Source organism: Robertmurraya dakarensis (genome assembly GCF_900156875.1).
Lineage (GTDB): Bacteria > Bacillota > Bacilli > Bacillales > Cytobacillaceae > Robertmurraya > Robertmurraya dakarensis.
In genome coordinates, this window is the sequence record NZ_LT707409.1 from 892269 (window position 1) to 916033 (window position 23765).

Below are 23765 nucleotides of genomic sequence, written 5' to 3' on the forward strand. Positions count from 1 at the left end.
TTACGATTTTCATCTTCATGATGAAGACCGTTTTCTTATCTTGATGCTGTTGTTACGGTTCTCATCCCCAAGATGAAGCCCGTTTGCTTCTCATGCAGTGATAGTTTCGGTTTTCATCTTCATGATGAAGACCGTTTCCTCTTTTTGCAGTGATAGTTTCGGTTCTCATCCCCAAGATGAAGACCGTTTCTTTCTCATGCAGTGATAGTTACGGTTCTCATCCCCAAGATGAAGACCGCTTCTATCTCTTGCTGTGATAGTTACGGTTCTCATCCCCAAGATGAAGCCCGTTTCTTTCTCTTGCTGTGATAGTTACGGTTCTCATCACCAAGATGAAGCTCGTTTCTTTCTCTTGCAGTGATAGTTTCGGTTCTCATCCCCAAGATGAAGACCGCTTCTATCTCTTGCTGTGATAGTTACGGTTCTCATCCCCAAGATGAAGACCGTTTCTTTCTCATGCAATGATAGTTACGGTTCTCATCTCCATGATGAAGACCGTTTGCTTCTCATGCAGTGATAGTTTCGGTTTTCATCTTCATGATGAAGACCGTTTCCTCTTTTTGCAGTGATAGTTACGGTTCTCATCCCCAAGATGAAGACCGTTTCCTTCTCAAGCAGTGATAGTTACGGTTCTCATCTCCATGATGAAGACCGTTTCCTTCTCATGCAGTGATAGTTACGGTTCTCATCTCCATGATGAAGACCGTTTCCTTCTCATGCAGTGATAGTTACGGTTCTCATCTCCATGATGAAGACCGTTTGCTTCTCAAGCAGTGATAGTTACGGTTCTCATCTCCATGATGAAGACCGTTTTCTTCTCTTGATGCTGTTGTTACGGTTTTCATCCACATGATGAAGACCGTTTCCTCTTTTTGCAGTGATAGTTACGGTTCTCATCCCCAAGATGAAGACCGTTTCCTTCTCAAGCAGTGATAGTTACGGTTCTCATCTCCATGATGAAGACCGTTTCCTTCTCATGCAGTGATAGTTACGGTTCTCATCTCCATGATGAAGACCGTTTGCTTCTCAAGCAGTGATAGTTACGGTTCTCATCTCCATGATGAAGACCGTTTTCTTCTCTTGATGCTGTTGTTACGGTTTTCATCCACATGATGAAGACCGTTTCCTCTTTTTGCAGTGATAGTTACGGTTCTCATCCCCAAGATGAAGACCGTTTCCTTCTCAAGCAGTGATAGTTACGGTTCTCATCTCCATGATGAAGACCGTTTCCTTCTCATGCAGTGATAGTTACGGTTCTCATCTCCATGATGAAGACCGTTTGCTTCTCAAGCAGTGATAGTTACGGTTCTCATCTCCATGATGAAGACCGTTTTCTTCTCTTGATGCTGTTGTTACGGTTTTCATCCACATGATGAAGACCGTTTCCTCTTTTTGCAGTGATAGTTACGGTTCTCATCCCCAAGATGAAGACCGTTTCCTTCTCAAGCAGTGATAGTTACGGTTCTCATCTCCATGATGAAGACCGTTTCCTTCTCATGCAGTGATAGTTACGGTTCTCATCTCCATGATGAAGACCGTTTGCTTCTCAAGCAGTGATAGTTACGGTTCTCATCTCCATGATGAAGACCGTTTTCTTCTCTTGATGCTGTTGTTACGGTTTTCATCCACATGATGAAGACCGTTTCCTCTTTTTGCAGTGATAGTTACGGTTCTCATCCCCAAGATGAAGACCGTTTCCTTCTCAAGCAGTGATAGTTACGGTTCTCATCTCCATGATGAAGACCGTTTCCTTCTCATGCAGTGATAGTTACGGTTCTCATCTCCATGATGAAGACCGTTTGCTTCTCAAGCAGTGATAGTTACGGTTCTCATCTCCATGATGAAGACCGTTTTCTTCTCTTGATGCTGTTGTTACGGTTTTCATCCACATGATGAAGACCGTTTCCTCTTTTTGCAGTGATAGTTACGGTTCTCATCCCCAAGATGAAGACCGTTTCCTTCTCAAGCAGTGATAGTTACGGTTCTCATCTCCATGATGAAGACCGTTTCCTTCTCATGCAGTGATAGTTACGGTTCTCATCTCCATGATGAAGACCGTTTGCTTCTCAAGCAGTGATAGTTACGGTTCTCATCTCCATGATGAAGACCGTTTTCTTCTCTTGATGCTGTTGTTACGGTTTTCATCCACATGATGAAGACCGTTTCCTCTTTTTGCAGTGATAGTTACGGTTCTCATCCCCAAGATGAAGACCGTTTCCTTCTCAAGCAGTGATAGTTACGGTTCTCATCTCCATGATGAAGACCGTTTCCTTCTCATGCAGTGATAGTTACGGTTCTCATCTCCATGATGAAGACCGTTTGCTTCTCAAGCAGTGATAGTTACGGTTCTCATCTCCATGATGAAGACCGTTTTCTTCTCTTGATGCTGTTGTTACGGTTTTCATCCACATGATGAAGACCGTTTCCTCTTTTTGCAGTGATAGTTACGGTTCTCATCCCCAAGATGAAGACCGTTTCCTTCTCAAGCAGTGATAGTTACGGTTCTCATCTCCATGATGAAGACCGTTTCCTTCTCATGCAGTGATAGTTACGGTTCTCATCTCCATGATGAAGACCGTTTGCTTCTCAAGCAGTGATAGTTACGGTTCTCATCTCCATGATGAAGACCGTTTTCTTCTCTTGATGCTGTTGTTACGGTTTTCATCCACATGATGAAGACCGTTTCCTCTTTTTGCAGTGATAGTTACGGTTCTCATCCCCAAGATGAAGACCGTTTCCTTCTCAAGCAGTGATAGTTACGGTTCTCATCTCCATGATGAAGACCGTTTCCTTCTCATGCAGTGATAGTTACGGTTCTCATCTCCATGATGAAGACCGTTTCCTTCTCATGCAGTGATAGTTACGGTTCTCATCTCCATGATGAAGACCGTTTGCTTCTCAAGCAGTGATAGTTACGGTTCTCATCTCCATGATGAAGACCGTTTTCTTCTCTTGATGCTGTTGTTACGGTTTTCATCCACATGATGAAGACCGTTTCCTCTTTTTGCAGTGATAGTTACGGTTCTCATCCCCAAGATGAAGACCGTTTCCTTCTCAAGCAGTGATAGTTACGGTTCTCATCTCCATGATGAAGACCGTTTCCTTCTCATGCAGTGATAGTTACGGTTCTCATCTCCATGATGAAGACCGTTTGCTTCTCAAGCAGTGATAGTTACGGTTCTCATCTCCATGATGAAGACCGTTTTCTTCTCTTGATGCTGTTGTTACGGTTTTCATCCACATGATGAAGACCGTTTCCTCTTTTTGCAGTGATAGTTACGGTTCTCATCCCCAAGATGAAGACCGTTTCCTTCTCAAGCAGTGATAGTTACGGTTCTCATCTCCATGATGAAGACCGTTTCCTTCTCATGCAGTGATAGTTACGGTTCTCATCTCCATGATGAAGACCGTTTGCTTCTCAAGCAGTGATAGTTACGGTTCTCATCTCCATGATGAAGACCGTTTTCTTCTCTTGATGCTGTTGTTACGGTTTTCATCCACATGATGAAGACCGTTTCCTCTTTTTGCAGTGATAGTTACGGTTCTCATCCCCAAGATGAAGACCGTTTCCTTCTCAAGCAGTGATAGTTACGGTTCTCATCTCCATGATGAAGACCGTTTCCTTCTCATGCAGTGATAGTTACGGTTCTCATCTCCATGATGAAGACCGTTTGCTTCTCAAGCAGTGATAGTTACGGTTCTCATCTCCATGATGAAGACCGTTTTCTTCTCTTGATGCTGTTGTTACGGTTTTCATCCACATGATGAAGACCGTTTCCTCTTTTTGCAGTGATAGTTACGGTTCTCATCCCCAAGATGAAGACCGTTTCCTTCTCAAGCAGTGATAGTTACGGTTCTCATCTCCATGATGAAGACCGTTTCCTTCTCATGCAGTGATAGTTACGGTTCTCATCTCCATGATGAAGACCGTTTGCTTCTCAAGCAGTGATAGTTACGGTTCTCATCTCCATGATGAAGACCGTTTTCTTCTCTTGATGCTGTTGTTACGGTTTTCATCCACATGATGAAGACCGTTTCCTCTTTTTGCAGTGATAGTTACGGTTCTCATCCCCAAGATGAAGACCGTTTCCTTCTCAAGCAGTGATAGTTACGGTTCTCATCTCCATGATGAAGACCGTTTCCTTCTCATGCAGTGATAGTTACGGTTCTCATCTCCATGATGAAGACCGTTTGCTTCTCAAGCAGTGATAGTTACGGTTCTCATCTCCATGATGAAGACCGTTTTCTTCTCTTGATGCTGTTGTTACGGTTTTCATCCACATGATGAAGACCGTTTCCTCTTTTTGCAGTGATAGTTACGGTTCTCATCCCCAAGATGAAGACCGTTTCCTTCTCAAGCAGTGATAGTTACGGTTCTCATCTCCATGATGAAGACCGTTTCCTTCTCATGCAGTGATAGTTACGGTTCTCATCTCCATGATGAAGACCGTTTGCTTCTCAAGCAGTGATAGTTACGGTTCTCATCTCCATGATGAAGACCGTTTTCTTCTCTTGATGCTGTTGTTACGGTTTTCATCCACATGATGAAGACCGTTTCCTCTTTTTGCAGTGATAGTTACGGTTCTCATCCCCAAGATGAAGACCGTTTCCTTCTCAAGCAGTGATAGTTACGGTTCTCATCTCCATGATGAAGACCGTTTCCTTCTCATGCAGTGATAGTTACGGTTCTCATCTCCATGATGAAGACCGTTTGCTTCTCAAGCAGTGATAGTTACGGTTCTCATCTCCATGATGAAGACCGTTTTCTTCTCTTGATGCTGTTGTTACGGTTTTCATCCACATGATGAAGACCGTTTCCTCTTTTTGCAGTGATAGTTACGGTTCTCATCCCCAAGATGAAGACCGTTTCCTTCTCAAGCAGTGATAGTTACGGTTCTCATCTCCATGATGAAGACCGTTTCCTTCTCATGCAGTGATAGTTACGGTTCTCATCTCCATGATGAAGACCGTTTGCTTCTCAAGCAGTGATAGTTACGGTTCTCATCTCCATGATGAAGACCGTTTTCTTCTCTTGATGCTGTTGTTACGGTTTTCATCCACATGATGAAGACCGTTTCCTCTTTTTGCAGTGATAGTTACGGTTCTCATCCCCAAGATGAAGACCGTTTCCTTCTCAAGCAGTGATAGTTACGGTTCTCATCTCCATGATGAAGACCGTTTCCTTCTCATGCAGTGATAGTTACGGTTCTCATCTCCATGATGAAGACCGTTTGCTTCTCATGCAGTGATAGTTACGGTTCTCATCTCCATGATGAAGACCGTTTCCTTCTCATGCAATGATAGTTATGGTTCTCATCCCCAAGATGAAGACCGCTTCTATCTCTTGCTGTGATAGTCACGGTTCTCATCCCCAAGATGAAGCCCGTTTCTTTCTCATGCAATGATAATTACGGTTCTCATCCCCAAGATGAAGCCCGATTCTTTCTCTCGCTGCGATGGAACCACCTGCTAGAATACCGTTTGTGATTCAAAAATGCGGGGCTAAAGTTAAAGAGGGGGACTGCTATGGCAAACTTTTAAATGCCTCTGACGGGATTCGAACCCGCACTCCTTTCGTAAGCATAGGCTAAGGGGAACACGCTTCCCTACGGAATTTCACCGACAGGAATTTCACCTGTCTCAGCTAATTTGCTTTTCGGTGCTTCTGAAACCTTTGCCTTGCGACCCGGCTCTACAATGTTTTCCGGCGCTCTTCCCTTCTACAGCTACAGAGGCGTATATATTCAATATATGAAAAGATATGAATCTAATCAATGAAATTTTATTTCTACATGAAAAATGAAACTGCTGTATTCAGGGACCATACAGATGGAGAAAATGCAGTATGTGTTATTGTGTTATTAACAAATCATGAAGGTGTTTGTACCAAGGTCAAGCTGTTAAAAGGGCAGCTCTTTTTTTACTAAAAAAGTATTAAAATATAAAACATCTACCATGATAAACCGTATTAGAATGTAAGATATATAAAGTTTAATTATGTAGGAAGAATATAAATTCGATCACGAAAAAATAGCGAGCAAGATCTTAGGAGGCTGAACATTGGAACATCAAAGAGTGGAGAAGCTTAACACCATCCTTGAGGAATTAAAAAACACTGTTGATGAAAAAGCTGCTAAGAAACTTGGATTAGACAAGTGTAAGCGAATAATTGAAAAATTGTATTCCTTTTCAAGTGATTGTGAGGAATGTGATCGACGTTTTAATGAAATCGAAAAACAAATTATACAACTTTTTGAAAAAAGGAATGTTCTTGAAGAAAATGATTTTAAACAGCAAAAACAAATCATCAGCAGCATCATTTCTCATCTGCAAAAGCAGCACAAATTAATCCCGTCTGGGTATTATATGAGTTTATTTATATCGATCGGCTCAAGTTTGGGTGTAGTATTTGGATTCCTTATCTTTGATAATATCGCACTAGGGTTGCCAATCGGAATCGGTATTGGTGCCGCAATTGGCGCAAGCTTTGATGAAGATGCTAAGAAAAAAGGGCTGACCTTGTAACTAGTGTTTACTTATGAACTACGCATAATTAGGTTTAATTGGATCTCATAAAGACTATAAGAATTTGGTCAGTCAAGATGATATGGATAGAAAAATAGATGTATTGGTTGTATTGGACATATTTAAGACAGGAGAGGGGTATTATGCGCGGGTCAATTAAACTGCTTATTTTCGGGGGCTTAGGGGTATTTTTAATTTTCAAGGTTACAGGAATAGTTTCTTTTTACTCTGCACCAGTCAAACCATTGTCAATAGAGATGGTCGCTTACAATAGTTTGACTGATGCAGAACGTGAATTAATTAAAGTGAGCCCAAAGGACTCGATTGTAAAGAAAGTACCTGTTAAAGATGATATAAAATCATCAATTGATAAAATTTATAACAAAGACGAAGTTTATTCTGTTACCTTTAACAACACGAATTCTGATTCTTCTGGAAACCTTGTAGTCTATGTTGGTTTAGATAAAAAAAGTGTTCTTGGGAAGGGATTTACCAATAATTCAATTCATTAACATAGCGTTTCTAATGAAATCATAATTGCCCCCTAATCCTAACAAGTGTCATTTGTTAGTATTGTTTAAATATTATGTTAATATTGATAATGAAGCAGCAATATTATGAATGATTTTAGGAGGCAGAGTCATGACCGATACACTAATTGTAAAAGATGAAATACATATAGAAGCAGCTCCTTCAAAAGTCTGGGAGGTTCTCGTTAACCCAAAATATGTAGCACAATGGGATGAACTTCCAGAAGACTATCCTTCTGAAAATATGACGAAGGGGAGCAAGGTGGTTTGGGAGCATCCTAACGGTGGACAGACGATAACTACGATTATAAAAGCTGAAGAAATGAAGGAATTGAAAATTGCCTTATACTCATCGAATTGGGCAGTCCAGCCGAATGAAGGCGATGTGGCCTATCTGTATCAGTTAGAAGACTTAGACGGTCGCACTTTATTAAAAATTGAAATTGGTGATTTTTCACTTCTAAGCGGCGGACAAGATTATTATGATGCCTCGGTAGAATTTGCATCAGAGTCAAAAAAAGTAATAAAAGAATTAGCGGAAAGTTTATAAGTTATACGGTAAAAGAGCTGCACCTTTTTTAGGTGTTTGACAGCATGTTTCAATTCAATTTCTTCTCACATAGGTGCGTGGATCCAAGAAAGGATTCACGCTTTTTTTGTCGTGGATGCTGAACCAAGAATAGTATTATTTTGGTCTCAATTAATGGAAGTATGTGGTAAAATAAAGTATAGAAAGTTCTGTTAAAAATTTAATTATTGGTGGTGTGCTCTATTTGAAAACGATCCAAAAGATGTATGAGCATTTACATTGGGCAAATCAACGCATTCTTGAAACATTGCAAAGCCTGGATGGGGAAAATCAAGAGCTGTGTCGCTTATTTTCTCATATCCTTTTTGCAGAAAAAGTATGGTTAACTAGATTACAAGGTTTGGACAGTTCACAGCTGCCGATCTGGTCAGAGGCAGATATAGAAGTATGTGCGGACCTTGTTGCGGAAAATGAAGAAAGTATCACAGCATTTTTCACTAAATTAACAGATACAAACCTCGATCAATTAATCTTCTACAAAAATAGTAAGGGAATAGAGTTTAAGAATTCTGTACGAGATATTTTAACACATGTAGCATTACATGGTCAGTATCATCGAGGCCAGATAAATTCAAGACTTCGAGCGGGTGGGTTTGAACCAGTTGATATTGATTTTATTACATTTGTGAGATAGATACAAAGGCATTGATCATGAGAACCATTATTTAACAAATAATTTGTTGAACAGAATGAGTGCTTCCCTTTAAGAACCGGCTCCTTTTTACTAGCCGGTTCTTTGTTGAGTTCTGAAGCTGAATACTTGAAGAGATTAATGGTAAAATTGAGAAGAGTCATGTGAGTATGGAAGGAAGTGCAAGACGATGGATTTTGAAACAGTTATGCAAGAGCTTGAAGCTCTAGGGAAAGAACGTACCAAGAAAATGTACATATCTAATGGTGCACATGAGCCGTTATTTGGGGTGGCTACAGGTGCTATGAAACCAATCGCAAAGAAAATAAAAATAGATCAACGTTTAGCTGAAGAGCTTTATACTACAGGCAATTATGACGCCATGTATTTTGCAGGCATTATTGCAGACCCAACAGCGATGACTGAGGCTGATTTTGACCGCTGGATGGATGGAGCCTATTTTTATATGTTGTCCGATTATGTGGTTGCAGTAACATTATCTGAGTCAGATATTGCACAAGACGTTGCTGATAAATGGATTGCAAGCGGTGACGAGTTAAGAATGTCCGCGGGCTGGAGCTGCTACTGCTGGCTGCTGGGGAATCGCCCTGACCATGAATTTTCCGAAACCAAGCTCTCCCAAATGCTCGATATGGTGAAAAATACGATTCATGATTCTCCAGAACGTACGAAAGCCTCTATGAATAATTTTTTATATACTGTGGGAATATCCTATTTACCACTAAATGAAAAGGCAGTGGAGACCGCAGCAGAAGTAGGAACAGTAGAAGTGAAGCGAGAAAAGAAAAAAAGCAGCTTCCTAAACGCTTATGAAAATATTCAAAAAGATATTGATAAAGGAAGGCTGGGTTTTAAACGCAAATATGTAAGATGTTAAAGAAAGCTTTGTCTTGGGGGGGATCCAAGACACCTAGCTCATAGGTAACGTTTCTACATGGAACGGTGATTATCTTGATTAGAATTCGACGATATATTAGATTTTGATAATATCGAGTTTACTATTTTTCCAGTAATGGGCATAAAGGAATTAAGAATGATTCCCCCGAGACATACGGTTAATAATGTCCCAACGCCGATGGGGCCATTAAAAAAGAAAGCTAGTATCAAGAATAAGAGATAAATGAATGTTCTTGATAAAAATATATTGGTTCTTGTTAGTTCTTGGAGTATCAAAGTTAACCGGTCAACTGGAATGGGAGCAAAATTTGTATGTAAGTAGATAGCGGTTCCGAATCCTATTACCACTAAGCCGATTCCAAAATAAACGAATTTGCTGTACCATAGCTCAGGTGTTATGGAATTGTGCAGTAGAAATAGCCACATATCAATTCCAACACCTGTTATAAAAGCTGTTACCAACCCCAAAAATTCAGGCCTTTGCCATTTTAAAAGTGAATTAACACCTATTAATACGAAAGCTATAATGATCTCCCAGCTGCCTACGGTAAGTCCCACCTTGTAGGCCAGCCCTACCAATAGTGCATCAAAAGGCGAAGTTCCAAGGTCAGATTGGATCGTGAAAGAAATACCGAGTGTTAATAGCAGTATACCCGCTACATAAAGAACATATTTCAACTTACTCGACCCTCTTTATCATGATTTGCTGGATAGTTCTTTAATCATTAGAACATGCGGGATACCGTCTTCCATAAAGATAGGAGACGAAGTACGATAATCAAGATTTTTATAAAAACCTTCTGCCTGTGTTTGGCCATGCAGTTTAACCTGAGAGGCTCCCCGTTCTTCTGCGATTTCTTCTAATGTCTTGATAATCATTTTTCCAAGACCGTATTTACGGTAAGGTTCAAGGATGCAGATTCGCTCCAACTTACCAACTCCATCAATAAACCGAATCCTGCCTGTTCCGACGGGTTGTTCATTATAATGGACTACTATATGTTCGCAAAGTCCATTTAATGTATCAAACTGGTCAAATTCATCTTCTAGTGGTACGCCTTGTTCTTTGACAAACACTTCTTTCCTGATCGCAAATGCTGCCTTTAATTCTTCATTAGTCGTAACTCTTTTTGCACTCATTTATTTTCAGTCCTTTAAAAATTATTTAGTTTATTATGTTGTAAATGCAACAAAAATAGATTAAATTTAATATAAATCACGATTGTAGTAAATGCAACAAAAAAAGTCAGTTAAGGAGCTAACCATGAAAGAAATTCTTCGTGAAATTGGAATGATTGCCAGGGCATTAGATTCTATCAGCAATATCGAATTTAAAGAATATGACCTTACAAAAGGGCAATATTTATACCTTGTACGAATATGTGAAAATCCAGGAATCATTCAAGAAAAGTTAGCTGAGATGATAAAAGTAGATCGAACAACAGCGGCCCGTGCGGTCAAAAAGCTTGAAATGAAAGGGTTTATTGAAAAGAAAGACGATCATCATAACAAAAAAATTAAAAAACTCTTTCCGACAGAGAAAGGGAACACCGTATATCCTTTCATAAAAAGAGAAAATGATTATTCAAATCTCGTGGCTTTAGAGGGATTTTCTGAAAAAGAAACAGAAACCATTTTCCATTTACTTCAAAAAGTAAGGAAAAATGTTGAGAAAGACTGGGAATTTGTGAAAAAAGGAAACAAGAGAAACTATTGAAGAGATAAAGGGAGTGACAGATCAAATGGAGATAAAGTTAAGAAGGTGCACTTTAGAAAATTTGCACGAACTTCAAAAAATTAGTTATGAAACTTTTAATGAGACATTTAAAGATCAGAATTCACCTGAAAATATGAAAGCCTACATGGAAAAGGCATTTAACTCAACACAATTAGAAAAGGAATTATTGAATTCATCCTCTCAATTCTATTTTGTACATTTTCATAACGAAATTGCTGGATATTTAAAGATCAATATAAATGATGCCCAGTCTGAAAAAATGGGAGACGAGTCACTTGAAATTGAGCGAATTTATATAAAAAGCCATTTTCAGAAACAGGGGCTTGGCAAATATCTGCTAAATCAAGCGATAGATATTGCTAGAAACCTTACTAAAAAGAAAATATGGCTTGGCGTCTGGGAAAAAAATGAAAATGCTATTGCCTTCTATAAGAAAATGGGGTTTGTTCAAACAGGTGCCCATTCCTTTAATATGGGGGATGAAGAACAGACAGATTTCATTATGACGAAAATACTCCTATAAGTTTAAGTTTAAGAAGTTGGAAATAACATTTCTCATGAAGGAAGATAACGGATGGGTAAGACCTGCAATCATGATCCTAGCATAATGATCCATGTGAAATAATAGTTAAGGCAATCCTCATATATTGAGAATTGCCTGCAAGCGTTTAAATAATAAATTATAGTTTAAAATCCAGCTAAGTATTGTTTTGGAACTTCAGTTTCTTTATTAAGTATCGTTGCAGCCTCTAATGCCCAGTGAGGGTTTCTTAACATTCCTCTTCCTACAGCAACAAGATCGGCATCTTCATTTCCGATAACGGAGTTAGCTAGAATAGGGTCATCCAATCTTCCAACTGCAATTACTGGAACATGAAGGGCATTCTTAATATCTCTTGCAAGCGGAACTTGATAACCAGCATGCGTACCCGGTTTGCCTCTTGAACCGATCGGACCTTCACCACCCGAAGAGATGTGAAACATATCTACTCCAGCCTGTTGATATTTTTTAGCAAACTCTATACTTTCTTTAATACCGTATCCACCTTCTACAAACTCTTTGGCTGAAATACGCATGATTAACGGCATATCATTTGGCATTTCCCTTTTTGCAGCTTGGATAATGTCACTGCCAAACTTTGTTAAATCTTTTCCGTATTCATCATCTCGTTTGTTGGTTAAAGGGGAGTGGAATTGATGGATTAAATATCCATGAGCACCGTGAATTTCAATGGCGTCTACCCCTGCATTAATGGCGCGTTTAACAGCCTTACGAAATTTTTCTACCATTTCCTTTACTTCTTCTGTGGAAAGGGCCCTTGGTGTTTTTGAATTTTCATCAAACGGAATAGCTGAAGGAGCAACAGGCACAGGAGCATCTACTGCTTTACGCCCAGCATGTGCAATTTGAATACCAACCTTTGCTCCGTATTGATGGCATGCTTCAACAATTCTAGCTAAAGCAGGAACTTGTTCATCTGACCATAATCCTAAGTCATTGTCTGTAATCCGTCCATCAGGATCAACATCGGTCATTTCAATGATAATAAACCCAGCACCGCCAATAGCTCGATTTACATAATGGAGATAGTGCCAATCAGTTGCAACTCCATCTTTCTTTTCCACTGAATATTGACACATTGGAGGCATAACGATACGGTTTTTTAATTCCAACGCTTTAAATTTAAAGGGACTAAATAAATGATTCATCTTAAGGACTCCTTTGTAAAAACTTATATTTATATTGTCCCATATTTTTGTGAGATAAAAAAATATAATGATTGCGAAATGTCATATAGATACAAAAAAGCAGTATTCATGTCGAATACTGCTTTTTTAAATAGAAAGGCCATTGAAAATAATGAGCATTTATGTTAAATTTATATAGATATACATCACTTTATATATTTTTAATCTAATATCCCTATCTTAATTATACGATGTATTCAATGAGTTAGTCAACCTATTTATTAAATTTTTTTCAAGGAGTGTTTGCTATGAATTCCGAACTTCACCAGGAGCAGAAACGAGTAGATCGTGTAACAGAAATCATTTCGAATGAAATCAGCAGATTAGAAGAAGAAACTGCCAGACGAAAGAATGAAGTGGTTCATATCCGCAAGCACTTTTGGGATGAAGTGAAGGTTAATACGGATACCTTTGATGATTATCTTGAGACCATTATTGGGTTGCGGCAAGAAGCTCAAGCTTTGGCTGTCAATCAAAGCACCCATCGACACGCATCCAAGCGTTTATCTACACTGCGTCGAATGCAGGAGGTACCTTATTTTGGCCGAATCGATTTTACTGAAGATGGGAATTCCACTCAGGAACAAATCTATATTGGAATTTCGTCGCTTAGTGATCCTAGCGGAGAAGATTTCTTGATTTACGACTGGAGGGCCCCGATTTCGAGCGTCTACTACGACTACCAGCCTGGCCCGGCTCAGTACGAAACTCCAGGCGGCACCGTTCAAGGCGTATTGGAGAAGAAATGGCAATATCTTATCCGCGGCGGCGAGCTTCAATCCATGTTCGATACAAGTATTACCATAGGAGACGAGATTTTGCAGCAAGTTCTGGGCAAAGGGACTGACAAACAGATGCATAGTATCGTAGCGACCATTCAGCAGGAGCAAAACAAGATCATCCGTCATGATCACGGGAGGCTTCTCATTGTTCAAGGTACAGCCGGCAGCGGCAAGACATCGGCCGCCTTGCAAAGAATTGCGTATTTGCTCTACAAATATCGAGATCGTATTCATGCAGATCAAATTATCCTATTTTCGCCGAATACCATGTTTAGCAGTTACGTATCGAATGTGCTCCCAGAACTCGGTGAAGAGAATATGCAGCAAGTCACCTTTCAGGAATATTTGGACCATCGATTAAGTAAACAGTTTCAAGTTGAAAATCCCTATGAACAATTGGAGTATGTATTAACCGCGCGGAATCAACCGTCGTATTGTTCGAGGATTGCGAGTATTCGTTTTAAAGCATCTACTGATTTTTTCAATGCCATTCAGTTTTATCGACAATCACTAGAATCATCAGGAATGTTATTTAAGGACATTAATTTTAGAGGGAAGCCAATCGTTACCGGAAAACAAATAACAGAAAGATTTTATACTCATGATACTTCACTTCGCTTCCATAATAGACTTGAAAGTTTGAAGGATTGGCTATTGAAAAAAATAAAAGAAGTACAAAAGGTTGAACGAGGAAAGCCGTGGGTGCAAGAAGAAATCGAGCTTCTTAGTAATGAAGCTTACCATAAAGCGCATATGTACTTAGCAGAAAAAAGAGGTTTCACAAGAGAAAATAGTGCTGACTATGAGATTGAACCAGCAGCACTAGCATCATTGATTGTTCGTCAAAAATTGAAGCCGCTGCGAAAACGAATCAAATCGTTTCGTTTCATTGACTTAAAGGGGATATACCAGCAGCTATTTGCTGATCCCGTTGTAATCAAAAATAATATGAAAGGTGAGACACCAGAGGATTTGGGAGCTATTTGTCAGTTGACAATACAAATGCTCGACGAAGATAAACTATATTATGAAGATGCTACTCCGTTTTTACTTTTAAAAGAGTTATTACTGGGCTTTCAGATCAACAGTTCGATCAAGCACATCATTGTGGATGAGGCTCAAGACTATTCACCATTTCAATTTGAATTTTTGAGAAGGTTGTTTCCTGCTGCAAGGATGACCGTGCTTGGCGACTTTAATCAGGGAATCTTTGCCCATGCCAGCGAACAGGTTGACTTCAACACACTTACCAACCTTTACGGACCAGATGAGACGAATGTGATCAATCTTCCGCGAAGTTACCGATCTACCAAACCGATTATTGAATTTACGCGAAGGCTCGTTCCAAATGGAGAGAGTATAATTCCTTTTGAACGAGATGGTGAACGACCTGCGTTGAAACAAGCAGCACATCATGAAGAACTGCTCAGCTGTATTTCTTCTAAAGTCGCCGAATTGAAAGGTCTAGGTCTAAATAGTATTGCCATCATATGCAAATCTGCTGAGGAGAGCTTAAGTGCTTACAAGTCCTTGTCTGACATTGAAGAAATTAAACTCATCAAGAGCAACTCGCTGGAATATGAGCAAGGAGTAGTGGTTGTACCGTCGTATTTGTCCAAGGGAATCGAATTTGATGCTGTCATCATTTATGATGCATCGAAGCATGTATACGGTGATGAAAGCTTACGCAGAGTTTTTTACACCGCCTGCACCAGGGCTATGCATTACTTGCAGTTATACAGCGTGGGCGAACCTACTCCATTTTTACAAAACACATTAAAGGACGGTTTCATTCAAACTGATCAACTTTAATTGACGCCGTATATCAAAAGTGTTTAATGGATATGAAACTTTTCTCTCTAAGAGAATAGATTTCATATCCTTTTTTTAACCTTGGGGAAAATCTCACAGGAGGTAAGAACGGCCTGGTTGTACCAGAATATGTCGATATTAATTCGATAGAAGACCTTAAATAATCCACAGACACCATCCATTTATTTGGATGGTGTCTGTCATCTCTATCAATATATATCTTCTAAAAAACAGGTTGACAAATAAGGTGGAGAAGAGTAGATTTTGTTTATCATTTTTATTAAAGAAAATCTTTACACCTTTTATTCGCTGAATCAATTTGAACGGGGGAACCAATTGGATAGTACTCATCTATCCTGGGGTGAATCTTACTTAAATAAGTAAGAGGGGATACTCTCAATCCCTAATCCGTCAGCTAACTCCGTAAGCGTTAAATTTACTTATAGGGAGAAAGGTCAAAGGGATCATGCGACCATTCTATTTGTAATGGTCTTTTTTTGTTGGTGTAGAGAAAGAAAGAGGAGATGGCTATGAAGAAGCAATTTGTCGTTATTGGTTTAGGGCGTTTTGGAAGTAGTGTTTGTAAAGAACTGTACCATTTAGGGCACGAGGTGTTGGCTGTGGACCTGCAAGAGGGGAAAGTAAGGGATATGGTTGATTTTTCTACACATGCAGTTGTAGCAAATGGTACGGAAGAAAAGGATTTAAAGGCTCTAGGTGTTAGAAATTTCGATTATGGAATTGTGGCAATCGGAGAGAACATTGAAGCAAGTATTCAGTCAACTCTACTCCTAAAAGAATTAGGACTAAAAGCAGTCGTGAAGGCTCAGAACATTCATCATCATAAAATACTAGATAAAATCGGAGCTGATCGAATTATTCACCCTGAACAAGATATGGGAATTAGGGTTGCACACCAATTAGACTCGGAAAAGGTAATTGAGTTTATTGAATTGTCAAAGGATTATAGTATCGTGGAGATGGAAGCAACTCCAAAACTTAATAATAAAACACTGGTTCAATTAAATATACGAGCAAAGTATGGATGTACGGTTTTGGCAATCAAACGAGGTGAAGATATTAATATAGCACCACACCCAGATGATGTGATTTTTGAGAAAGATATATTAGTAGTTATGGGGCATAAACAAGAACTAAAGCGTTTGGAAGATAAGGGGATATAACTTCTAATTAAGGGGAACTAAATCATGTTTAAAAATCTACGTAAGTTCGACCTTAGTCCTGCTCAAATGATTGTGCTATTTTACGTTATTGCAGTTTTTGTATCCACAGGTCTCCTTAGTTTACCCATTGCTTTAAAACCCGGGGTAAACTGGGATTTTATAGATATATTATTTACTGCCGTTAGTGCTGTAAGTGTTACAGGTCTCTCAGTTGTGTCGATCGTCGATACTTTTAGCACACCAGGAATATTCATATTACTCTTTATCTTGCAGTTCGGCGGAATTGGGATTATGACGCTTGGGACTTTTCTATGGATTATTCTAGGAAAGAAGATCGGTTTGAAGGAAAGGCGTTTAATCATGACAGATCAAAATCAGACAAATCTATCTGGTTTGGTAAAATTAATGCGTCATATTCTAATCATGATCCTTACAATTGAGCTGGCAGGAACCTTAATCTTGGGAACCTACTTTTTAACTTATTATCCCACTTGGCAAGAAGCAGTTTTACAGGGCCTTTTTGCTTCTGTAAGTGCAACAACAAATGCAGGCTTTGATATTACTGGGAATTATCTTGTACCATTTGCGCATGATTATTTTGTACAATTTATTAATATTATCCTTCTAACATTAGGGGCGATTGGTTTTCCTGTCCTTATTGAAGTACGGGATTATTTAAGAAGTAAACAGAGAAAATATAGGGTTCACTTCTCATTATATACAAAGTTGACAACCGTTACGTTTTTTTCATTAATGATTTTCGGGACGATTATGATATTGATACTAGAAGCTAATCATTATTTTGCCGATAAAAGTTGGCATGAATCCTTTTTTTACGCATTATTTCAATCCTCAACAACTAGGAATGGCGGGTTGGCAACAATGGATGTAAGTGAGTTCACACCAGCAACTTTATTAATATTATGTTTTTTAATGTTTATAGGAGCATCTCCAAGTTCAGTTGGGGGCGGTATTAGAACAACAACCTTTGCGGTCATTGTGCTATTAATTCTCTCGTTTGCAAGAGGTCAAAAGAGTATTAAAGTTTTCAGAAGAGAAATAGATGAAGAGGATGTTCGCAAGTCAGTTGTGGTTAGTTTTCTTGCTTTTGTCCTGTGCTTTATTGGAACCATCACCCTTTTGCAAACAGAACCATTCTCTGTTATGGAAATAATGTTTGAGGTTAGTTCTGCTTTTGGAACGACTGGATTATCGATGGGAATAACCCCTGAGCTGCACACTGTTGGAAAAATAGTCATAATAATACTCATGTTTATTGGTCGAATTGGCATTTTATCCTTTATTTTCTTATTCAATAGAGGGCAGCTTGAAGCTAGCTATCATTATCCGAAAGAAAGAATTATTGTAGGTTAAAGGCAGACGGCACAGTAAAATATAAAAGGCAGGCAAGTATCCATAAAAATGGATGTTGCCTGCTGCCTCTTACAATTTAAAACGTGTAGGATTCACCGTCGTTAGGTACTAATACATTTGAAGTGATTCCTTTTTCATTGACGAAAGTTCTTAATTCCTCTCTTGATAATGTCCAGTGATTCACTGCTTCCATATGGACGGATAATATTTTCGCGTTCGGGGCTGCTTTATACACTTCATAAATATCTTCTTTCCCCATTACGAGAGAACCGCCTTGCAAGAATTGATTATCTCCACCGTTTACGACAATGACTTCTGGTTTATGTGTATCGATCACTTCCTGAACCGCTTCATACCAAACAGTATCGCCAGCGACATATAATGTTTTTTCACTTTGGTGTTCGAAAACAACACCGCAGACAAGACCAGCAAGTTTTAAGATATCTCCTCGTCCGTGCTCGCCTTTTGTTTTCGTTAACTTAATATCTTGAAAGACTGTGTTTTCTTGTAAGACTTCGACATTTATAAAACCTGCGTTTTTAATTTCTACTGCATCTTCTTCATTTTGAACAAATATCTTGATTTCTTTTGGCAATACCTCTTTAGCAGTATCATCCCAGTGATCTAAATGTAAATGGGTGACAATCACTGCGTCGATTCCACTAATAATTTCGTCAATGGAAAGGGGTAAGCTTACCAAAGGATTTTGTTGATCTTGTCTTAATGAGTTAGGAAAAGGAGGGTAAGTTCCTTTTTCTGCTAAAAATGGATCTATTAAAAACTTCTTTTCTGCATACTGAACAATTAATGTAGCATTTCGAATGTGTTGTATATTCATAGTGATTATCTCCTTTTCTTAAAACTAAATATAGCTTATACTATTCCACGTGCTCAGATACATAGAAGAAATCAAGTCTTTTGGCGATTTTGCTTGATTAATGAAAGGAGTTAAAAATATATGCTAGATCATACTGATTTGCTTATTATAGAAGAATTATCTAAGAACAGTCGTATCACGATGAAGGAGCTGGGGGAGAAGGTGCATTTGACTGGTCAAGCAACAGCAGCAAGGGTTGCGAAGCTTGAGGACAGTGGAGTGATTGAAGGGTATACGATTAAAATTAACCAAGAAAAACTGGGGTACGTGATCCATGCAATGATCAATATCATCACTCAAAGCACGTATCATGAACCGTTCCTTTCATACATACAGTCACAAAAAGAATATGTAATCAATAACTACAAAATAAGTGGTGATAGTTGTTACCTTTTAGAATGCAAATTTCCATCCAATGAAGTGTTAGATGAGTTTTTAGTGGGGCTAAGCAAACACGTTAACTATAAATTATCTATAGTTATAAAGAAATAAAGATATCACAATAACCTCCCTACACAAGTAGGAGTTGATCTCAACAAGATAACACCCTCTTACTATTTAAATGTAATTCATTGATTGATTGATTGACCCCAGGGGTTTTAAAAAAATACTGAAACCCGTAAGTACGCACGGGCTAACGAGTTAGGAATAACTTTAAGCTAAATGCTCAGTTTTAATATATAAGACCTTTATTTTCCATAATTAATGATTTTGTCCACACTAATTTAAGTGGACATGCATCTCCTATTATGAAAGGAGATGAACAAATGGGGGGAAAAGACAATAAGAATGAATTTGATTATATCGTCATTGGTGCTGGAACTGCGGGAGGTATCATTGCCAAGGAGTTAACGGATGATAAAAAAACTTCCGTACTAGTGCTTGAGGCTGGAACAAACATGGAGAATTCTAGCCCTTCTCTTGAAATAGCAGAACAACGAGCAAACGATAATAGGCTTTCATTTAATATGCTGACAAAAACAGAGGAACAGATCGGACATCAACTTAGAGTAAGAAATGGTAGAGTCATCGGAGGAAGTTCACATCATAATTTCATGTCTGCTGTACGTGGAAGCAGACAACTTTATGATGAGTGGGCAAGTCTAGTTGGTAATCAATGGAGTTATGACAAGATTCGTTCCCTATTTATTAAAAATGAAACCTATACAGGTAATACACAAAGTCCAAACGAACGGGGAACAGAAGGTCCTATTTTTGTAAGACAGCAAAATATTCCGAATAGCGGGTTAATCCAAACTCTAGTCGAGGCTGCTTCAGAGGTTCTGGAGATCCCGATAGTGGAGGACTATAATACGGAAATAAGAGATTGTACATTTTTAAAAGGACAAATTACTCAACAGGAAGTTAACGGTATGTTCATACGTTCCTCTACTGCTACTGGTTATTTAAATGAAAATATTGTTACGCAGGGAAATGAGTTTCATCCAGATGAGTTTGGGGTTGGAAAAAGGAAGTTGGTCCTTTTTGCAAAAACAACGGTAAATAAGATCTTATTCAAATCTAAAAGGGGTGTTCATACAGCTGTTGGTGTTGAATTTGTTCGGAATGGCGTGACAGAAAGAGCTTCTGCTCGAAAAGGTGTCATTCTTTCAGCAGGCATTTTTTCTTCCGTCATATTACAGCGATCGGGAATTGGGAGACCAACAGATTTAGCGAATGCAGGAATAACGCCATTGATCGAAAGTCCCAATGTAGGACACAATTTCCAAACTCAATATTATGTTGGGATGGGAATTGAAGTGGAAACAACCCGTCTTTTACAGGTGTTAACTGCTGACCCTATTCCACTAGCAATTGGTGCATTTAAACAGGGAGATGGACCAGGACGCCGACTTCAATTAATAGGGTTACCAGTTTCCTTATTACTGCCAATTCAAGAAGTGTTTGCAAATAGTTGGCAATTTGATCCTGAACAACCTAGTAATGTCATGAGTTTTGCGATTTCCGACCTTAATCCAAAAAGCCGAGGCTCTATATTGGCTGCGCATAGCGATCCCGAGGCTTATCCTGCGATTGAATTTAACCCGTTAGGAAATACAGATGACTTAAATTATATGGTGGATCAGTATATTGAAACATTTAATGTTATCGAGAAAGCTCGCGAAATAGACCCAGATGGCATTTATCGGGTTGTATACCCACCTGAGGATATATTCCATTTAGATGATGAACAAGAAAAGCGAACGATACTTTCAGATTTTGCAAGAGCTTCTTATTCGAATTTTGACCATTTTGGCGGTCAATGTAAAATGGGGAACAACATCCAAGAAGGCGTGGTTGACGGCTTCCTCAATGTCTTTGGTACAAGAAATCTAAAAGTAGCTGACCTTTCAGTTTCCCCAATCCTACCAGACGGCAACACGTCCATACCTGCCCAGATGATCGGCCTAAACGCAGTAAGATTCATTCAGAACGGTTTTGATACCCAAGAATTTGATGAGGATTGTGAAGAAAGTAGTTAACGAAGTCACAGGGACGCCCCGGTTTTTCTTGTTTCACAATAATGTTCCACGAGCGGAAGGAACAATACCAGCTCTTTAAGCAGGCTGGTATTGTTGTGTTAAGATATTGAAGAAAAAGTTTATGTGAACATTGATTTCCGTCACACTATTATTGAGTAACTGGCAGATAGATGTACTACGATTCACTTTTTACTGCTGGCAATAAACATCGAGGCATCTTGGTTCATAAAAATACGATTACCATGATAGAAGGTTTTAAGTTCAGTTGATTTAAATCCAACTTGTAATAATTTTTCACGCAGTTCTTCATGAGAAAAACCGTTGTGCACTTTTGGATGATGTATTTTATCATTCTTATCAAAATCAACAATAATTAACTTGCCATCGTTATTTAGAATATGGAACAATTCTTGTAAAATTTTCTTCGTATCCGGAATATGTAGAAGGACTAACGACATCAAAACGATATCCGCCTTAAGTTCAGGAGTTTCTTGAGTGAAATCCGAATACAGCACTTTTGAGTTCGTAATTCCTCTGTGAGAAATCTTCGCTGCCGCAACGTCCAACATCTGTTTTGATGAATCCACCAACAATATCGATTCCACTAAATCCGATAATTCTAAGCTAACGAGACCCGTACCGCTCCCATAGTCTATTAAAGACTTTGAGGTACAATTGCTTAATTCTGATCTTACTTCCTTAACGATCACCTTAGCCAATTCAATTCTTTCTTCTGTATCATACCTTTTTGCAATCTGTTCAAAAACGTTATTTTCCATATGCCACTCCTGTTATTCATAATTAAAGCTGTATCGCGGCTATTATAACAAAATCAAAACCGTAAGAGCTATTTTCCTAAAGCTCTGTCTTATTGAACCGGCACAAAGCCACAATTTACCTATGTATTAGGCTAAAGAATGTCTTAAAGTAGTAACAGGTTAAATAACTGGCGAAAAAACATGGTAATTTGTAAAGGGAAGTTGGTACCATGATCTTTTTAAGCGGAGAAATTCCCGCTATTGTATTGAGGGGAGGCGTAAGAAGCAATATAAGCGGAGAAATTCCCGTTATCCTCTTTAATTAAGGTAAAATCAAAAGATTTTGATCATTTAAAGGGAAAAACTCCCCTTATCTTTCAGGAAATATGGGTATTTCCCAAATTAAGGGGAATTATTCCCTATATTTTTCAAACACATTTCATAGTTTACCCAAAGCAAATATACCTATTTACTGGTTACATATTTCAAGAGATTCATTCCCTATTTTATTCCATAATATAAATTTCAATTGCATTACGCCCTTTTTGTTTAGCTTGATAGAGCGCTTTATCTGCTTGACTTATTAAATCTTCGGGTGTTGACTGAGAATCAACTAGTAATGTAGACATTCCAAGCGTTGCGGTTAAATATCTGCTAACACTTGAGCCGATATGAGGTATTTTCAGTTTCTCGATAGCTAAGCTAATTTTTTTCGCGACTACCGCAGCACCATTGATATCAGTCTCAGGCAACAGAATTATAAATTCTTCTCCTCCATAGCGAGCAACGAGATCTTTAGGACGGTTAATGGTCGTTTCAATTGTTTCAGCTACTTGTATTAAACACTCATCACCTTTTACATGACCATAATGATCGTTGTATTCTTTAAAGTAGTCAATATCCAATAATATTAAGGATAGGGGTCTATGATATCGTACAGAATGATTATATTCGTTTATGAAATAATCATCAAAATAACGACGATTTGCTATTTTCGTTAATCCATCTCTATTAGAGAGGAACTCCAATTCTTGATAAGCTTCCATAAGCCGCTGTTCAGCGATCTTCCGTTCTGTGATATCATTTACCATTCCGATAACATAGTTGGACCCATCATTATTTGGGATTGGAAAAAGAGAGGAGGTTACCTGGCCCCAAACTAGTTGACCGTCCTTACGAAAGTATCTTTTTTCTAAAAGGTAGTGATCGATCTTCCCTTCCAATAATTCATTGAGAAGTTTCATATTTAGCTCAGCGTCATCATTCTGACTAAATTCACTCAAACTCATCGCACTCAACTCAATGCCAGTATATCCAAGAAATTCTTGCAGCTTCGGATTAGAAATTACCGGTTTTCCATTTTTATCAAGGAGAGCAATACCGATAGGAGCGGTTTCAAATATGGTTTGAAACAACCTATTGCGCCTTTCAAACTCTTTGCTTTCAAGTTCGAATTTTTTCTCAAGCAGCCTTGACTTATCATATTGCTTACCAACCCACCAAGCAATTACTAGCAAAATAGGCAAACCTACAAACTCAATAGAATCAATGAATCCATCTCTTAAATAGTAATAAATTATGTAAAAACAATTCGTCACTAGAACAAGAATACATGCGGACAATCTTCCAATATACTTCATTAATGATCACTTCCTAAAAATGCCCTTCATAATTTTTCATTTTATTACATGAATTAGCAAATTGATAGATTAATTTTCTTAAATTCCTATTAGAGCTGATATTAAAAAAACAGATAAGATGTGGAAGAGGCACCGAATAACATAGTAATTGTTGGAAAAATTATAAAAGACATTG

18 protein-coding genes and 1 riboswitch are annotated in these 23765 nt (G+C 38.5%); of the genes, 12 read left to right on the forward strand and 6 right to left on the reverse strand.

Annotated features, from left to right (window positions below):
• The first annotated feature begins 6060 nt into the window (after positions 1-6060).
• The 5 genes from CZ487_RS27180 (at position 6061) to CZ487_RS13395 (ending at position 9173) form a co-directional block, all read left to right on the forward strand.
• Positions 6061-6525: a glycine zipper domain-containing protein gene (locus CZ487_RS27180; protein ID WP_077212647.1), complete on the forward strand. Its 465-nt coding sequence runs from the start codon at positions 6061-6063 to the stop codon at positions 6523-6525.
• Positions 6526-6668: 143 nt separating this feature from the next.
• Positions 6669-7037 carry a hypothetical protein gene (locus CZ487_RS13380; protein WP_077212659.1) on the forward strand — a complete coding sequence of 123 codons (369 nt, stop codon included), beginning with the start codon at positions 6669-6671 and terminating at the stop codon, positions 7035-7037.
• Between the two features lie 130 nt (positions 7038-7167).
• Entirely contained in the window at positions 7168-7605 is a 438-nt protein-coding gene (locus CZ487_RS13385) for an SRPBCC domain-containing protein (protein WP_077212661.1), read from the forward strand.
• 214 nt (positions 7606-7819) lie between these two features.
• The gene (locus CZ487_RS13390; RefSeq protein WP_337189739.1) at positions 7820-8278 is read left to right on the forward strand and encodes a DinB family protein; all 459 of its coding nucleotides are present in this window, start codon (positions 7820-7822) and stop codon (positions 8276-8278) included.
• A 187-nt stretch (positions 8279-8465) separates the two neighbouring features.
• Entirely contained in the window at positions 8466-9173 is a 708-nt protein-coding gene (locus tag CZ487_RS13395) for a DNA alkylation repair protein (protein WP_077212665.1), read from the forward strand.
• Positions 9174-9226: 53 nt separating this feature from the next.
• Here CZ487_RS13395 and CZ487_RS13400 read toward each other — a convergent pair whose 3' ends face one another.
• Together CZ487_RS13400 and CZ487_RS13405 are read right to left on the reverse strand one after the other, a co-directional pair.
• Positions 9227-9871 (reverse strand): YczE/YyaS/YitT family protein, encoded by a 645-nt coding sequence (locus CZ487_RS13400; protein ID WP_077212667.1) that lies wholly within the window; start codon positions 9869-9871, stop codon positions 9227-9229.
• Between the two features lie 18 nt (positions 9872-9889).
• Positions 9890-10333 (reverse strand): GNAT family N-acetyltransferase, encoded by a 444-nt coding sequence (locus CZ487_RS13405; protein WP_077212669.1) that lies wholly within the window; start codon positions 10331-10333, stop codon positions 9890-9892.
• Between the two features lie 124 nt (positions 10334-10457).
• Here CZ487_RS13405 and CZ487_RS13410 point away from each other — a divergent pair, with 124 nt between their 5' ends.
• Both CZ487_RS13410 and paiA read left to right on the forward strand, forming a co-directional pair.
• Positions 10458-10910, forward strand: a complete 453-nt coding sequence (locus CZ487_RS13410; protein WP_077212672.1) for a MarR family winged helix-turn-helix transcriptional regulator — start codon at positions 10458-10460, stop codon at positions 10908-10910.
• A gap of 25 nt (positions 10911-10935) precedes the next feature.
• A complete protein-coding gene (gene paiA / locus CZ487_RS13415) occupies positions 10936-11454 on the forward strand; it encodes a spermidine/spermine N(1)-acetyltransferase (RefSeq protein ID WP_077212675.1) in 519 nt (172 codons plus the stop codon).
• Between the two features lie 164 nt (positions 11455-11618).
• Here the strand turns inward: paiA and CZ487_RS13420 are convergent, their stop codons facing one another.
• Complete coding sequence (locus tag CZ487_RS13420; protein WP_077212677.1) at positions 11619-12641, reverse strand: NADH:flavin oxidoreductase/NADH oxidase; 1023 nt, start codon at positions 12639-12641, stop codon at positions 11619-11621.
• Between the two features lie 287 nt (positions 12642-12928).
• On the opposite strand from CZ487_RS13420, the gene helD reads away from it, so the two are divergent.
• The 3 genes from helD to CZ487_RS13435 all read left to right on the forward strand — a co-directional run bounded on the left by helD (position 12929) and on the right by CZ487_RS13435 (position 17832).
• A complete protein-coding gene (gene helD / locus CZ487_RS13425) occupies positions 12929-15274 on the forward strand; it encodes an RNA polymerase recycling motor HelD (RefSeq protein WP_077212680.1) in 2346 nt (781 codons plus the stop codon).
• 297 nt (positions 15275-15571) lie between these two features.
• Positions 15572-15719: riboswitch (cyclic di-AMP (ydaO/yuaA leader) on the forward strand.
• 85 nt (positions 15720-15804) lie between these two features.
• Positions 15805-16458 carry a potassium channel family protein gene (locus CZ487_RS13430; protein ID WP_077212684.1) on the forward strand — a complete coding sequence of 218 codons (654 nt, stop codon included), beginning with the start codon at positions 15805-15807 and terminating at the stop codon, positions 16456-16458.
• 24 nt (positions 16459-16482) lie between these two features.
• Positions 16483-17832 carry a TrkH family potassium uptake protein gene (locus CZ487_RS13435; protein WP_077212697.1) on the forward strand — a complete coding sequence of 450 codons (1350 nt, stop codon included), beginning with the start codon at positions 16483-16485 and terminating at the stop codon, positions 17830-17832.
• Between the two features lie 76 nt (positions 17833-17908).
• Here CZ487_RS13435 and CZ487_RS13440 read toward each other — a convergent pair whose 3' ends face one another.
• Positions 17909-18670 carry an MBL fold metallo-hydrolase gene (locus CZ487_RS13440; protein ID WP_077212699.1) on the reverse strand — a complete coding sequence of 254 codons (762 nt, stop codon included), beginning with the start codon at positions 18668-18670 and terminating at the stop codon, positions 17909-17911.
• Positions 18671-18790: 120 nt separating this feature from the next.
• Between CZ487_RS13440 and CZ487_RS13445 the strand changes: the two genes are divergently transcribed.
• A complete protein-coding gene (locus tag CZ487_RS13445) occupies positions 18791-19201 on the forward strand; it encodes an Lrp/AsnC family transcriptional regulator (RefSeq protein ID WP_077212701.1) in 411 nt (136 codons plus the stop codon).
• Between the two features lie 275 nt (positions 19202-19476).
• Entirely contained in the window at positions 19477-21192 is a 1716-nt protein-coding gene (locus CZ487_RS13450) for a GMC family oxidoreductase (protein ID WP_077212713.1), read from the forward strand.
• A gap of 182 nt (positions 21193-21374) precedes the next feature.
• Here the strand turns inward: CZ487_RS13450 and CZ487_RS13455 are convergent, their stop codons facing one another.
• Together CZ487_RS13455 and CZ487_RS13460 are read right to left on the reverse strand one after the other, a co-directional pair.
• Complete coding sequence (locus tag CZ487_RS13455; RefSeq protein WP_077212715.1) at positions 21375-21971, reverse strand: class I SAM-dependent methyltransferase; 597 nt, start codon at positions 21969-21971, stop codon at positions 21375-21377.
• Between the two features lie 485 nt (positions 21972-22456).
• Positions 22457-23590 carry a GGDEF domain-containing protein gene (locus tag CZ487_RS13460; RefSeq protein ID WP_077212717.1) on the reverse strand — a complete coding sequence of 378 codons (1134 nt, stop codon included), beginning with the start codon at positions 23588-23590 and terminating at the stop codon, positions 22457-22459.
• Between the last annotated feature and the right edge of the window lie 175 nt (positions 23591-23765).

Bases quoted from the DNA above. Each gene is read 5' to 3' on its own strand.
- CZ487_RS13380 (WP_077212659.1), top strand. From the start codon at position 6,669: ATGCGCGGGTCAATTAAACTGCTTATTTTCGGGGGCTTAGGGGTATTT.
- CZ487_RS13385 (WP_077212661.1), top strand. From the start codon at position 7,168: ATGACCGATACACTAATTGTAAAAGATGAAATACATATAGAAGCAGCT.
- CZ487_RS13395 (WP_077212665.1), top strand. From the start codon at position 8,466: ATGGATTTTGAAACAGTTATGCAAGAGCTTGAAGCTCTAGGGAAAGAA.
- CZ487_RS13405 (WP_077212669.1), bottom strand. From the start codon at position 10,333: ATGAGTGCAAAAAGAGTTACGACTAATGAAGAATTAAAGGCAGCATTT.
- CZ487_RS13410 (WP_077212672.1), top strand. From the start codon at position 10,458: ATGAAAGAAATTCTTCGTGAAATTGGAATGATTGCCAGGGCATTAGAT.
- paiA (WP_077212675.1), top strand. From the start codon at position 10,936: ATGGAGATAAAGTTAAGAAGGTGCACTTTAGAAAATTTGCACGAACTT.
- CZ487_RS13420 (WP_077212677.1), bottom strand. From the start codon at position 12,641: ATGAATCATTTATTTAGTCCCTTTAAATTTAAAGCGTTGGAATTAAAA.
- helD (WP_077212680.1), top strand. From the start codon at position 12,929: ATGAATTCCGAACTTCACCAGGAGCAGAAACGAGTAGATCGTGTAACA.
- CZ487_RS13430 (WP_077212684.1), top strand. From the start codon at position 15,805: ATGAAGAAGCAATTTGTCGTTATTGGTTTAGGGCGTTTTGGAAGTAGT.
- CZ487_RS13435 (WP_077212697.1), top strand. From the start codon at position 16,483: ATGTTTAAAAATCTACGTAAGTTCGACCTTAGTCCTGCTCAAATGATT.
- CZ487_RS13440 (WP_077212699.1), bottom strand. From the start codon at position 18,670: ATGAATATACAACACATTCGAAATGCTACATTAATTGTTCAGTATGCA.
- CZ487_RS13445 (WP_077212701.1), top strand. From the start codon at position 18,791: ATGCTAGATCATACTGATTTGCTTATTATAGAAGAATTATCTAAGAAC.
- CZ487_RS13450 (WP_077212713.1), top strand. From the start codon at position 19,477: ATGGGGGGAAAAGACAATAAGAATGAATTTGATTATATCGTCATTGGT.
- CZ487_RS13455 (WP_077212715.1), bottom strand. From the start codon at position 21,971: ATGGAAAATAACGTTTTTGAACAGATTGCAAAAAGGTATGATACAGAA.
- CZ487_RS13460 (WP_077212717.1), bottom strand. From the start codon at position 23,590: ATGAAGTATATTGGAAGATTGTCCGCATGTATTCTTGTTCTAGTGACG.